Here is a 12358-nt window from a genome sequence, read left to right on the forward strand (position 1 = left end):
TGCTATTAAACTAAATGGGCAGGGAGTTGAACAAGGAATTCAACCTATGTATATAGAAATAGTAATATTAACAATGTTTGGTATTGCTCTTATAGAATTATAACTAGTATTTTAACAGTTAATTTATTTTCTAAATGGGGAGGGGCACTTTTGCAAATTTTTTTTAGATATAACTGGATGGTAAGAGAAGACTGGTATCGTTGGTGTGAAGAGTTAAGTGAAGAAGAACTTCTGCAGGACCGAACGGGTGGAATGGGAAGTATATTGCATACACTTTTCCATATTGTTGATGTCGAATGGAGCTGGATACGTGTCTTACAAGGTAAAACTGACTTTCAGGAGAGTTTCGATAGTTATAAAAACTTGAACAAGGTTCGAAAATTGGACGCTGAATTTCATTTAGAAGTGGAAAACTTTGTGAACAATTGGGATGCTAGCATGGAAAATCAATTATTTTACGATACTTTACCAGATGGAAGAATTGTGACGGATACTTGGGGTGAAATCATGCGACATGCCATTGCTCACGAAATTCACCATATAGGACAGTTATCAATTTGGGCAAGGGAATTAGGAAAAAAGCCAGTTTCTGCAAACCTTATAGGTCGGGGTCTTTCCTCTCATTTGAATAAATAATTTAAAGCGGTATTAATTTAGTCGGTTTATGTTTACTTTAATCGCCTTTTCCAGGTACTGCTGCATGTTCAATTTTTGTGGAGAAATATGAGTTTGTGAAGAATTGTACTTAAAGTAAACGGGTGCTTTAGTAAAAGATGACAATAATTGATTTTATGATTGAGATCATTTTTTATTTATTCCATTATAGGGCGCCATTCTTAAAAAGTCCTTTTTGAATTGGGCCAAATATTGTTCTTCAACTTTCTAGCAGTGGTCTTAATATGAATTTGAAATTTTTGGTTAAACTAACAGAAACTAACCTTTTTGTTTAGGAGTGATCACATGTTGCTGACGGGGAGCATTATTTCGGGTGAGTTTGACGAACTCATGAACGAATTTTCTTTACAGAAAGTAAAACATTTCACCACAGAATCGACTATTAAACAAAGCCAGTTAAAAAGTCTTTATGATTATTTGAAAAAACACCGGAATGACATAGATGGTCAAATCATTACTTTATATGATCAAATGCCCATACTGTTGAGCCAAGAGGAAATTAACCTCTTTATAAGTGATCTTGAAAAAGTACAGTTAATGTACCGGCAATGAGATTAGACAAGAATAAATAAAAATGTAAATTTAGTTACACCCCCTAAAGATTTACTAATAATAAATCCAACAATCGGGCGCTTTTCTTTAATAAGAAGGCGTCTTTTTGCATAGACAACACATTTAGAGGATTGAATTTATTGAGGTGAAAAAAATGATTGTGAAGTATTGTACTTAAAGGGTACGAGAGTTCACGATGGAGGTCGCTATGGCGGCTCTTTTTTTGTTGTGCTAACGGTTCATGCTAGTTCCAGAACAGAGATCTTTTTTAAAGAAAAATGAAGCAAAACCCCATCAAATTCTGTTTAAGGGGTTTTTAGTACTATTTTTTCTCGATGATATCGAATATAACAACTGTGAGAATCAGAAAAGAGCCTATCCAAAATGTGATACCTATGGTTTCTCCAAGAATAAGCCATCCAAGTAATGTCCCAACCACGGGTTGAAAGAAGAAAAATATCCCCCCACTTGAGGCGTTAAGCATTTGTAAACCGCGATTCCAAAGTAGGAATCCACCTGATGTTGAGACAATACCCAAATATAAGAGTCCTCCCCAAATTGTCGGATGAGTCAATTCAGAAATATTAATTTCGTTTAACCGCGGCAAAACAAAAGGGGTCAACACGATTAGGGCTACCGCGATGGAATAGGTGGTTACCACAATTTGTGAATAGTCACTCGGCAAATGCTTTACAAGTACAGACATAAGTGCCCACGTTAATGCAGCAATAAGCAGTGCAATACCACCAAGTTTACTTGATAAATCCACATCTCCGATTCCGACAATGAGAAAAACTCCAATCGTCGCTAGAAAAACGGAAAGCCCCTTTTTTAACGTCAATCGTTCTTTAAGAAGGAAGCGAGCAAAAATAACCATAAACGCGGGTGTTGAAGAAGTTATAATGGCTCCCATTTGTGCTGTGGACAGCATTGTCCCCGTTTCCTGTGCAACAATTGAGATGGCGTTACCAATTACGCCGATAGCTATAATTAATAAGAAATAACGTTTCTCAATTCCCCATTTTTGTCGGGTTATGAAGCCGATGATGAGAAGTGCGACAATAGCCACTAAATAACGCATCCACACAAGTTCTAGTGGAGGTATGACCGCTACTACAACTTTGACAACAACATACATGCCACCCCAGATACTGGCGGCTAAAGTTAAATATATAGAACCTAATAAGGTGTTTTTCATTTTTTTATACCCTCCGTCTTTTTTTAGGTCAAAAATGCCCTAAACGGAGAGATGTAGTCACCTTCTCTCCATTAAGAGCAGAAGTGTGCTACTGGTACATCATTTTCAAATAATGGAGTCCAATACATTTTGATTCACCTCTTATATTAAAAATTTTCTGTGTTTAATTATAGCAAACAGTTGCAGTTCTATATATGAAAAAAGAAATGGCTCAGTTCACTGAGCCATTTCTTTTTTCTGTAATCTTTAGCGGTTGCACTAAAAGAATGCAGTCGTCTTTCCTTCGTTCATTTACTAATAAGAACATTGAACATATTAATAGAAAGTTTATTCACTATATGTTTTCTCATTTCATCAAGCAGCTAGTTTCTTTTCCATACGATCATTCGGTAAAAAGACCGCAATCAGCGAGCCAGCAAGCGGAAGCAGCGAGAGAATGGTGAAGACGGTCGCGATCCCAAAGATGTCTGAGATACCGCCCATAAACACGGATCCAATCCCACCGGCACCTACGCCGAAACCAATCGAAAGACCGGAGGCCAGACCAATGTTCTTCGGAAGCATGCGCTGCATGTAAACCACACTGACCGAGAAAGATGAAAGAACACTGAAACCAAACAAGAGCAATACGAGAACCGACAACACCCCATGTACATGTGGAAAAATAAGAGCAAACGGTGTTGCAAGCAGCATGGAACTGACCAGTAAACGTTTCATGCCAAGTTTGTCTGCCAGAACCCCGCCGACAAAAGTACCAAGTGCTCCTGCCCCGACAAAGACAAAGCTAAGAATCTCTGACTGTTGAATGGTGAGGTTGTGCAAGTAAAAAGGCAAAAAGACGACAACGCCAATTTGGCACCAGGAACGCAGGATGATAACACAAGAGAGCAAGGTAGCTCCAAGTAAATTGTTGTCTCCATTTATTTGTTTCTTAGATTGAAGCTTAGTAGTCTCTAATTTTTCACGCAGCCAAGGCAGAATTTGGCCGGTTAATAGAAGCGACAAGAACGCTATAGGTATAAGCCATAGCAGTCCCTGAATACCGGAGTGGCTAACGTACAGAGAAACTAATAATGGCCCAAAGGCTTGCCCTGCATTTCCACCGACTTGAAAAATGGCTTGTGCGAGAGCTTTTTTAGATCCCGAAGCAAGGTGGGTTGCTCGGGAGGCTTCCGGATGGAACGCGCCCGATCCGAGACCGGAAATCGAAATAAATAAAAGCAGCCAAGGCAGAGATGGTGCGAGTCCTGTTAAAGCCAGCCCCATAATCGAACAGAACACTCCTGCCGGATACAGCCAGATACGAGGCTTACGGTCCGCGAACATGCCAAACAAAGGCTGGGAGACGGAGGATGTTAGATAAGACATTAAAACCACTAAAGTGGACTGGGTATAGTTTAGGTCAAAGGCTTGTTTGTAAAGCACAACCAGTGCCGGAACCATACCTGTGGTCACTAAATCATTTAAAAAATGTGATCCGCTGAAGGTAAAAACACCCCGGCGAAAAAGGGGTTCTTTTCCTTTCATTATGGGTTGTGATGCTGTTTCCAATGGTGTGCTCCTCCAATCAATAGCAAAGCGATATTTTGTGGTACAAATTTTTTCCTTTTTTAATAATATCTCAGCTTCATATAATTGTCACTTTTTCAAGCCTTAATTTGTAAAAGCATTTTTTGGGAGGACAATTGGTGATTAATGAAAAAAAGATGGGTTTTCCCCGTAAAAAACAAGGGGAAACCCATCCTTTTTTCTAGATTGGCAGATGATTCACTTCATTGGCAACGCGAATGCCTGATTCAATTGCACCCTGCATCCAACCGTGGGTAAGTGTCGTATGTTCTCCGGCAAAGTGAACTCTGCCTTCTGGCATTGTCATATAAGGAAACAATTCATTTTCTTGGCCGGGCTCAAATGCCACAACCGCTCCAGTGGCCAGCGGATTATCGACCCAGCTATAAGAAGTACCCGAAACAAATTCAGAATAGACTTGGTTACCAAATATTTCAGCTAAATTCTTTAAGGCGAATTGAATTCGATCTTCGTTTGATAAACCATTCCATGTCATCGCTTCATCCGCCCATGTATAGCTTGCGACCACAACAGCAGGTTCAGATGTGCCGATCCCTCGACTCGGGTAATAGGTGAACCGGATGGGCAGGTCTGTGATAGATTTACCGCCGTATTGGCCGTACCTTTCCCAAAAACGGCTCTTAAACTGAATTCCAACTTTAGTGGCGGCCATATAGTTGATTTCACGAATGGCTCTGTGTTTGTAATAAGAAAAAGAATGGTAGGGTTCAATAGTTACAAATCGTAAAACAGAAAAGGGGATGGTAATGATGGCAAGATCACTAGTAGTAGTCGAATTAGTTATTGTACGAGGATCAGTCGAATGGATGGCTACACCTTTGTCATGTTGGACAATTTTTGTTATCCGATGATTGAACCAAATATCCTCTTTTAATTGAGGCAAAAATGCCTTCGGAAGCAGATCCATTCCACCAGTGATTTCATAGAAACGATTGGTTCTAAAGCCCGCCGTTTCACGGAACACTTCTAGAAACGACATCCCCATAAAAGCTTCATAATCGAGAAGGACATCAATCATATCAATGGCACCATCAGAGAAAGTCGTTCCAAATTTATAATGGTAAGAATTTAAGAACGTTCCAAGTGACTGGTTTTTAAATTCTTTTTCGATAAGCGGCCAATGTGTCTCGGGGTCCTTATTAATAAATTGCACAATCGGATCTGTAGCTAATTTCCATAGTTCTTCTGCGCTCTTGCCTCTTTCATTCGGCAGGACTGGAAAGTTAAGAATTTCAGGATTTTGTTCAAATATGCTGAGACGGGTCATGACCCCATTTACATAAAGAATGTCTGCGGGAGTCCGGTTGATAAAAGGGTTTACAGGCAACCCAAATTTTTTAATATATTCTAGAGTTAATAAATGGGTATCAGGAATACGCATAGGGCCGGCGTTTAAATAAAGTCCATTGCTGAATGGGCTGCGAATCGTATAAATACGGCCGCCCACCATGCTGTTGGCTTCTAAAATAGTAACCTTGTGCCCCGCCTCCTTCAATAGGGAGGCTGCCACAAGCCCTGCAATTCCCGCACCGACTACGGTAATCTGCTTAGGAGTTTGTGTTTTATCAAGCCCATTCCTAATCATGTGAATCATTTGTTGGGGTGATAATGTTATTGGTCCATTCATATTTATTGGCATCTCACTACCTCGTTTAAATAAGGATTAATACATTTTATTCACTGGTTGAGATGTCTATGTGTGATGCATGGGGACGGTTCTGATGCATCATTTATTTATGTATTTATGTATTTAAACAAAAAGAGAGGGTGCCTCTTCTTGTATTGATTCTTTTCGCAAATATAACAGGGGGATTCGCAAATAAAAGGAGGAGATTCGCAATTAAACTTAGCGTTTTCGCAATTAACTTGTAGATGCAGCCGTTACTTGTTAAGGTCCGTAAATATTCCGGGGCGATTCGCAAATAAAAGGAGGGGATTCGAAATTAAATAGGGATTTTTAGCAAATAACTTGCGGGGGCAGCGTCTTCATGTTTAGGTCCGCATCTAAAACGGGGGGAATCGCAAATAAAAAAGGGGAATTCCATAATTATTCTGCTCGGATTCGCAAATATTTTGTTTGAAATCGAAAATTAGGTCAAAAAAAATGAGGAACATCACTCAGATGTTTCTCATTTTTTAAAGTTTTATTGGCGAGGTGCAAACAAGATCACGGCAGCTCCAATTAAGCATATTCCCGCACCAATCCAGTCATATAAGTCAGGAGCTTTTCGATCAATTCCCCATCCCCATAAGATAGATAGAACGATAAATACTCCTCCATACGCAGCATATACTCTGCCGAAGGATGGGAATGATTGAAATGTTGCTATGACACCATATAATGCAAGGATAAATCCTCCGAAAATTCCCCAATACAATGGTTTACCTTCTCTTAAACATAGCCAAACTAGATAACCGCCGCCAATTTCGGCAAGTCCTGCAAGTATAAATAACACAATTGATTTAATCAAATGACATACACCTTTCAAAAGCCTATCTAATTGGAATTATATTTTTCAATTAAATTTAGGTCAAATCACAAACTGGTGTACTTCGGCAAAAGCAACTAGGAAATCAGTCGGGTGAGTTGCTTTTATCTTCATTTTGACTATCACTATTCCCGTCCAAAAAACGTTCTAGAGCTTCTTTGTTTTTCACGAAATCCACTTCCAATACATCACCAAGCTCATCATCCCGTTTATTTTGAAAACTGCCATCCTCAGGAATGCGTAAAGTTTCAATCTCGCTGTTCTTTCTCGTAAGTATGTCTTTTCCAATTCCAATAAGGGTAGAACTGTTCATATTGGTCTCTATATATTTATCCAAAAGACCGATTAGCTCGGGGAGTTTTAACACACTTTTTGGACCTAACGCTTCTTCCTTTAATTTTGAAATCACTTCCTGCTGCCTTTGAATTCGACCGAAATCACTTAAACGATCATGTCGAAACCTAACATAGCCTAACAGTTCTTTCCCATGGAGCCGCTGCTTGCCTTCTTCTAACGTCATGCCAATCCCATAAGACATCTCATACGGCACGTCCACTTCGATTCCCTTTGGAACAAGCAGGTCGACCGCTTTTTCGAAGCCTTTAAAATCAATAATGGCATAATAATGAATATCGAGCCCAAAATTCTCTTGAATTGTTTTGCTTAGCAATTCAGGACCGCCAAAAGCGTAGGCGGCATTTAGTTTTTGCTGTCCATGATTGGGTACGGAAACAAGCATATCGCGCATTAAGGAAATTAGTTTAAATTGATGTGTTTTTGGATCATAATGGGCGATCATAATTGTATCTGTTCGGGATTGTTTTTCTCCCCGTGAGTCACTTCCTAATAAAAGCACATTGACCTCATCGATGTTACTCTTTGCATCTTGAACTGTATGTTTTCCCTCCACTTTTTTAAGCGGTGGGTTGATTGTTTTAATTTTTCCTTCTATGTATTGAAAAATGGTAAAGAGACCAACTGTGATAATACCAATTACAAGTAGGGCTCCAAAAACTCTGCCCCATCTTATTCGTTTCTTTTTCATCCGTGTCAACATTTGCACCACCTAGACTAAACTTATATCCATGTTCCAAGACTAGTAAGTTGGAAAATTTTACGAATCCCTGAAGTAGTGATTATCCCATAAATAGTTTACATTTATTTAACTATCAGGTTACAATTTTTTAAATTTCTTTTTATATGAATAAAAGGTTGCGGGAAAGGGGCATGCCATTAGCCAATGTGCCAGCGTAAAGCATTAAAGAAATTATTTGATTAGTAACGAAAATAATAGTAAGTTATGTGAAAGGTGAAGGTCATTTCCACGCACCCCGAACGTACTAGTAACAACCACATAAAATCATCACTAGAGGTTATGCAATGAAAGTATATAAACTAAAAAAGCAGTTTAATGGATATAAAAAAGGAACACATTTTTATTTGATTAGTGAATCAGAATTTATAGGAGTTAAAGAGTTTGTCTTTAGAACGAAAGACTTAGCCAATAGGATATCCATCAATGAAAGTGAACTTCTTAAGAATTTTATTTTTATAAAAGAAATCTTTTAACGAATTAAAGTGCCAATCTGGAGGCAAAAAAAGCTGCCCCTAAAAAGGGCAGCTAACGTTATTTTTTCAGCTAGAATCATAGTTCCTTAGACGTCAGCGGCAAGAACAGTTTAATCCCCCGCTTGTTAAATGGCAAGATTTTTAAATCAGCGATTAGGTGACTGATGTAACCAGCTAAACTAGTATAGAAAACACCTTCGATCCCAAGTGAAGACTCTAAATGGAAAGCAATGACCCCGAAGAAAATAACGCCTAATATAGAATGAGTATAGCTACGATGAGAAGTCATGGAAGCAATGATAAAGTAAATTCCTAAAAGGATGATCCAAAGCTCCCCTAAAGATAATCCGCCAACCAGAACAGCAATTCCCGTAATGGTTAACATATGTTTTTGCTTAATGAGGGATGCAACCAGCACGATCAAAAGCCCGATACCGACCCCCATCCATCGTTCTGCCGCCATTTTCTCCAAGACACTATAGAAAATCATCAGCAATCCAATGATCATCGCAGCTAGTCGAACCATCTTATGCGACAGTGTAATTTTTCCACGAAGCTTCCCGTCAATATCCAAATCAGGCATCAATCCTGACACGGCACCTAATCCGACAAACAAGAGTGTTGCAGAAGGAGACGTCTGATATGTATTAGCCACAATATATCCTGTTGCCGATCCAATTACTGCATGTGCTGTACCATTCAATTTCATTCCACCTCTAAAATTATTAATCTTGTCAAACAGAAACAGACATTCCTATTCTACACCAAAACATCTGTTCTGTTTACAAATTAAATTAAATTTCAGTAGACTGGGATTAGGATTCTCATTGGTTAACACTTAAAGATGAAGAACGAGGTGAAATCGTAATGCAAACCATAAACAAAATAGGCAATTCATTTTGGTATATGACACCTGTTTCGGAGACAGACAGACCGATTTTAGGAATGGTCGTGGGAAAAGAAAAAAGATTAATGATTGATGCTGGGAATTCGGAAGCACATGCCCTATTATTTTTAAAAATGCTGGAGGAACAAAATGTCGGTAGTCCTGAAATGGTTGTGTTAACACATTGGCATTGGGACCATATTTTTGGATTGTCGGCATTAAAGGATAGTGTATCCATTTCTTCAAAAGAAACAAAAGGAGAAATAGAAAAACTAATGCCTTTAGCATGGACGGATGAGGCTATGGATGAGCGGGTGAAGGAAGGCACAGAAATTGAATTTTGTGCCAGCTGCATCAAAAATGAGTTTGTGGATCATAGGAATATACATATTACATTGCCACAAGTCGTTTTTGACAACGAACTCGAAATCGATCTTGGCGGGGTAACTTGTGTATTAAAGCATGTGGGAGGGGACCATGCATCTGATTCTGTTGTCATCTATATTAAAGAAGAGAAGATATTGTTTTTAGCTGATAGCATTTATCCTGATATATTTTCTCCCAAACGGAACTATACAACCAAACGAACAAAGGAACTAGCGGCAATCCTGGAACAGTTTGATGCAGAGACCTATATCCTTTCCCACTGGAAACCAATATCGCGGACTGAGTTTAACAACGAAATGCAATTGTTAAAGACAGTGGCCGATTATACAGAAAAATATAATGGTGATGCAGAACTAATTAAGTCGGAATATGCAAGAGCGTTAAACCGAGATTTAAACGAAGACGAATCGGAAACGATCGAGTATTTTGTGAATGGATTTGAATTAAAACGATAACTTTTACCCTACTCAATCTTGTTAATGTAAAAGAGCCTTAGCAAAAATCTTATGAACTAGATTGCTTAAGATTCTCGTAATGTTGATTAAACACTTTAAAAAGCCTTTCATCCCCGCCGCGGTCGGGATGGAGGGCTTTTAGCAGTTTCTTAAATTCTTTTTTCATTAAATGGCTGCTCGAGTCTTGATTTAATCCCAATAACTCTCCGTAGTGAAGAGTACTAGATTCAGTGACTTCAATCTGTGTGTTAAGCATTTTTTTTAAGGTGCGTACCTTTGATTGTTCAATATGTATACGGGTTTTTAATATCTCTATTTGTTCGGTAAGTCTGCGATTTTCTTCTAGGGACTCTTCTAATTGAGCAGTAAGTTGAGCGGCATGCGTTTGGATGATAAATTCAATTAGATCCTTAACATTGATTTTGTAGGTAGTTGTTCTTCTTTTGTTTATCTCGGCCTTAATTTTGCCTTTCTTAATCCACGCAATTACGTCATCGTCACTGGCTGCTATGCCAGACGAGGTTAATTGCTCAACCGCTTCTTTTATATTCAGCATCATTTTTCACTCGCTTTTTTTAAAATCTAGCATTTTGTATTCAGATAGAACCATCATATCACTGAATTTTTTCAGAAAAAGAACAGGAATGTGACAATAAATTAAAGTCTCTTTACATTGAGATATTTTTAATTAAAGGATGCTCTAAAGGTACGAACATCCCCAATTTTATGAACAGATGCGTTATTTATGAATAAAAACCTGCGTACCAATTGGGACTAAAGATGACAATTCAAGAACATCATGATTAAACATTCTAATACAACCATGTGAGACATTCTTACCGATAGAAGATGGATTATTTGTTCCATGTATACCGTAATGAGGTCTTGACAATCCCATCCAAAGGACTCCGAATGGTCCGCCAGGATGAGGGTCCTTGTTTATAATCGTGTATGTTCCTGTAGGAGTTGGTGTCAATATTTTTCCAACTGCAATTGGGTAAGTTTTTAAAAGCTTATGACGATCAAAGAGTTTTAATTGGTGTTTTGATGTTGATACATCAATCCATTTAGCCATGTGGATCAACTCCATTTTTTGAATAGTGTATTAAATAAAACATGCAAATGTTCATTAACAAGAATTGGCGGGCGGTTATTTTTACTTACAATCTTACGAAACCAATTAAACTATTAATTTTAAATGTGTTTTAGAAACATTCTTTAAACCATCAGCTAAAATAGGCTCTTTATTTAGTGACAGCGACCTATTAGAAATCATAATTTGTTGAAGAGAGTACAAAGCGAATCTGATGTCTTGATTCGCCAAAATATCATTCAACTCTCTATATTTGATTAAATACAAAGGGGAGGAAAAAATGCAAAATTTTCATAATGAGCTGCAAGGGTTGGGAATCGCCCCATATCAAGCTGGTCAGCTAGTTTCAATGGATCCACAGATCCAAGATCCGCGGATCATGGGGATGCGCTGTGGTGGTTTCCGTTGTGGAGGCTGTGGAGGCTGTGGCGGCTTTAGATGCGGCGGCTTTCGTTGTGGCGGTTTCCGTTGTGGCGGCTTTGGTTGTTTCAGCTGTGGAGGCTGCGGCGGCTGTGGAGGCTGTGGAGGCTGTGGCGGCGGCTGCGGTAGTTGTGCCGGCTTTAACTGTGTTGGCGTTATTGTTATTTAAACTTTGTTTTAACTTCTGGAAATTTATAGGGGAATATTATGGGAAGGAAGTGTCCCTGCAGGATAAGTGTATGGTGCCTGACACCATCCGTGGACAATTAACCTCCCTGAATGGACAATCAAGACACTTATCACCTTTGAAAATTACCAAATCAAAACCCCGATGGATGTCGGGGTCTTTTTGTACCCCCTATTTCCTGTACCTATTATTGTATACACAACTAAGTAACATACCTACAAAACCTTTTAATATAGTGAATACAAATTTTAGACGTATGTTGAGAACATTCTATAAAGCTTCAACATAAAATAGGCTCTTGATTTAGTGACAGCGACCTATAAATAATCATAATTTGTTGAAGAGAGAACAAAGCGAATCTGATTTCTTGATTGACACAAATATGATCATTCATCTCTCTATACAGGTTTCACCTGATTAAATACAAAGGGGAGGAAAAAATGCAAAATTTTCAAAATGAGCTACAAGGGTTGGCAATCGATCCTTATCAAACTGGTCAATTAGTTCCATTCGGTCAACAGATGGAGGATGCACGCTTGTGGGGTCGCTGTGGCGGCTTTGGTCGTTGTGGCGGCTTTGGTCGTTGCGGAGGCTTTGGTTTTCGCTGTGGTTTTGGTTGCGGCGGTTTTGGCTGCGGCTTCGGTTGCGGCTTCGGTTGCGGCTTTGGTTGCGGCTTCGGCTTCGGTGGATTTGGCTGTGTTGGTATCGGCATCGGTTTTATTTAATTGGTGTGGCTTTTGGCAATTACCAAAAAAAAGTATTTATGAAACAAAGTGCCCCTGCACGGTCTTGTGCCTCAGGGGCACTTTTTACTGTGTTTATCATATTGGACAAAAAATCGTACATAAACTGATAGT

At 38.9% G+C, this 12358-nt stretch carries 14 protein-coding genes; 6 read left to right on the forward strand and 8 right to left on the reverse strand.

Features of this window, described 5'->3' with window-relative positions; all coding sequences use genetic code 11:
- The first annotated feature begins 150 nt into the window (after positions 1-150).
- Both KHA99_RS19520 and KHA99_RS19525 read left to right on the forward strand, forming a co-directional pair.
- Positions 151-636, forward strand: a complete 486-nt coding sequence (locus tag KHA99_RS19520) for a DinB family protein (RefSeq protein WP_213119170.1) — start codon at positions 151-153, stop codon at positions 634-636.
- A gap of 324 nt (positions 637-960) precedes the next feature.
- Positions 961-1227, forward strand: coding sequence for a hypothetical protein (locus KHA99_RS19525; RefSeq protein ID WP_213119171.1), 267 nt, complete (start codon positions 961-963; stop codon positions 1225-1227).
- 322 nt (positions 1228-1549) lie between these two features.
- Here KHA99_RS19525 and KHA99_RS19530 read toward each other — a convergent pair whose 3' ends face one another.
- The 5 genes from KHA99_RS19530 to KHA99_RS19550 all read right to left on the reverse strand — a co-directional run bounded on the left by KHA99_RS19530 (position 1550) and on the right by KHA99_RS19550 (position 7561).
- Positions 1550-2425, reverse strand: a complete 876-nt coding sequence (locus KHA99_RS19530) for a DMT family transporter (protein ID WP_213119172.1) — start codon at positions 2423-2425, stop codon at positions 1550-1552.
- A 354-nt stretch (positions 2426-2779) separates the two neighbouring features.
- The gene (locus KHA99_RS19535) at positions 2780-3952 is read right to left on the reverse strand and encodes an MFS transporter (RefSeq protein WP_213119754.1); all 1173 of its coding nucleotides are present in this window, start codon (positions 3950-3952) and stop codon (positions 2780-2782) included.
- A gap of 223 nt (positions 3953-4175) precedes the next feature.
- Positions 4176-5654: a flavin monoamine oxidase family protein gene (locus tag KHA99_RS19540; protein ID WP_372447620.1), complete on the reverse strand. Its 1479-nt coding sequence runs from the start codon at positions 5652-5654 to the stop codon at positions 4176-4178.
- Positions 5655-6159: 505 nt separating this feature from the next.
- A complete protein-coding gene (locus KHA99_RS19545; RefSeq protein WP_372447626.1) occupies positions 6160-6483 on the reverse strand; it encodes a YnfA family protein in 324 nt (107 codons plus the stop codon).
- Between the two features lie 106 nt (positions 6484-6589).
- Positions 6590-7561: an LCP family protein gene (locus KHA99_RS19550; RefSeq protein WP_213119174.1), complete on the reverse strand. Its 972-nt coding sequence runs from the start codon at positions 7559-7561 to the stop codon at positions 6590-6592.
- A 323-nt stretch (positions 7562-7884) separates the two neighbouring features.
- On the opposite strand from KHA99_RS19550, the gene KHA99_RS19555 reads away from it, so the two are divergent.
- Positions 7885-8073 carry a hypothetical protein gene (locus KHA99_RS19555; RefSeq protein ID WP_213119175.1) on the forward strand — a complete coding sequence of 63 codons (189 nt, stop codon included), beginning with the start codon at positions 7885-7887 and terminating at the stop codon, positions 8071-8073.
- Positions 8074-8149: 76 nt separating this feature from the next.
- On the opposite strand, the gene KHA99_RS19560 is transcribed toward KHA99_RS19555, so the two are convergent.
- Positions 8150-8776 carry a metal-dependent hydrolase gene (locus tag KHA99_RS19560; RefSeq protein WP_213119176.1) on the reverse strand — a complete coding sequence of 209 codons (627 nt, stop codon included), beginning with the start codon at positions 8774-8776 and terminating at the stop codon, positions 8150-8152.
- Positions 8777-8940: 164 nt separating this feature from the next.
- Between KHA99_RS19560 and KHA99_RS19565 the strand changes: the two genes are divergently transcribed.
- The gene (locus tag KHA99_RS19565; protein ID WP_213119177.1) at positions 8941-9801 is read left to right on the forward strand and encodes an MBL fold metallo-hydrolase; all 861 of its coding nucleotides are present in this window, start codon (positions 8941-8943) and stop codon (positions 9799-9801) included.
- A 49-nt stretch (positions 9802-9850) separates the two neighbouring features.
- On the opposite strand, the gene KHA99_RS19570 is transcribed toward KHA99_RS19565, so the two are convergent.
- Together KHA99_RS19570 and KHA99_RS19575 are read right to left on the reverse strand one after the other, a co-directional pair.
- Positions 9851-10357 (reverse strand): DnaJ domain-containing protein, encoded by a 507-nt coding sequence (locus KHA99_RS19570; RefSeq protein WP_249366779.1) that lies wholly within the window; start codon positions 10355-10357, stop codon positions 9851-9853.
- A gap of 183 nt (positions 10358-10540) precedes the next feature.
- Positions 10541-10876, reverse strand: a complete 336-nt coding sequence (locus KHA99_RS19575; RefSeq protein WP_213119178.1) for a L,D-transpeptidase — start codon at positions 10874-10876, stop codon at positions 10541-10543.
- A 298-nt stretch (positions 10877-11174) separates the two neighbouring features.
- Between KHA99_RS19575 and KHA99_RS19580 the strand changes: the two genes are divergently transcribed.
- A complete protein-coding gene (locus KHA99_RS19580) occupies positions 11175-11483 on the forward strand; it encodes a heterocycloanthracin/sonorensin family bacteriocin (protein WP_213119179.1) in 309 nt (102 codons plus the stop codon).
- 458 nt (positions 11484-11941) lie between these two features.
- A complete protein-coding gene (locus KHA99_RS19585; RefSeq protein WP_213119180.1) occupies positions 11942-12226 on the forward strand; it encodes a heterocycloanthracin/sonorensin family bacteriocin in 285 nt (94 codons plus the stop codon).
- The last annotated feature ends 132 nt before the right edge of the window (positions 12227-12358 follow it).

It is taken from the genome of Neobacillus rhizophilus (assembly GCF_018343535.1).
Lineage (GTDB): Bacteria > Bacillota > Bacilli > Bacillales > Cytobacillaceae > Neobacillus > Neobacillus rhizophilus.

Excerpts from the sequence above, each read along its gene's own strand:
- KHA99_RS19540 (WP_372447620.1), bottom strand. The coding sequence starts at position 5,654 with ATGCCAATAAATATGAATGGACCAATAACATTATCACCCCAACAAATG.
- KHA99_RS19530 (WP_213119172.1), bottom strand. The coding sequence starts at position 2,425 with ATGAAAAACACCTTATTAGGTTCTATATATTTAACTTTAGCCGCCAGT.
- KHA99_RS19525 (WP_213119171.1), top strand. The coding sequence starts at position 961 with ATGTTGCTGACGGGGAGCATTATTTCGGGTGAGTTTGACGAACTCATG.
- KHA99_RS19535 (WP_213119754.1), bottom strand. The coding sequence starts at position 3,952 with ATGAAAGGAAAAGAACCCCTTTTTCGCCGGGGTGTTTTTACCTTCAGC.
- KHA99_RS19565 (WP_213119177.1), top strand. The coding sequence starts at position 8,941 with ATGCAAACCATAAACAAAATAGGCAATTCATTTTGGTATATGACACCT.
- KHA99_RS19550 (WP_213119174.1), bottom strand. The coding sequence starts at position 7,561 with ATGTTGACACGGATGAAAAAGAAACGAATAAGATGGGGCAGAGTTTTT.
- KHA99_RS19575 (WP_213119178.1), bottom strand. The coding sequence starts at position 10,876 with ATGGCTAAATGGATTGATGTATCAACATCAAAACACCAATTAAAACTC.
- KHA99_RS19580 (WP_213119179.1), top strand. The coding sequence starts at position 11,175 with ATGCAAAATTTTCATAATGAGCTGCAAGGGTTGGGAATCGCCCCATAT.
- KHA99_RS19570 (WP_249366779.1), bottom strand. The coding sequence starts at position 10,357 with ATGCTGAATATAAAAGAAGCGGTTGAGCAATTAACCTCGTCTGGCATA.
- KHA99_RS19555 (WP_213119175.1), top strand. The coding sequence starts at position 7,885 with ATGAAAGTATATAAACTAAAAAAGCAGTTTAATGGATATAAAAAAGGA.
- KHA99_RS19585 (WP_213119180.1), top strand. The coding sequence starts at position 11,942 with ATGCAAAATTTTCAAAATGAGCTACAAGGGTTGGCAATCGATCCTTAT.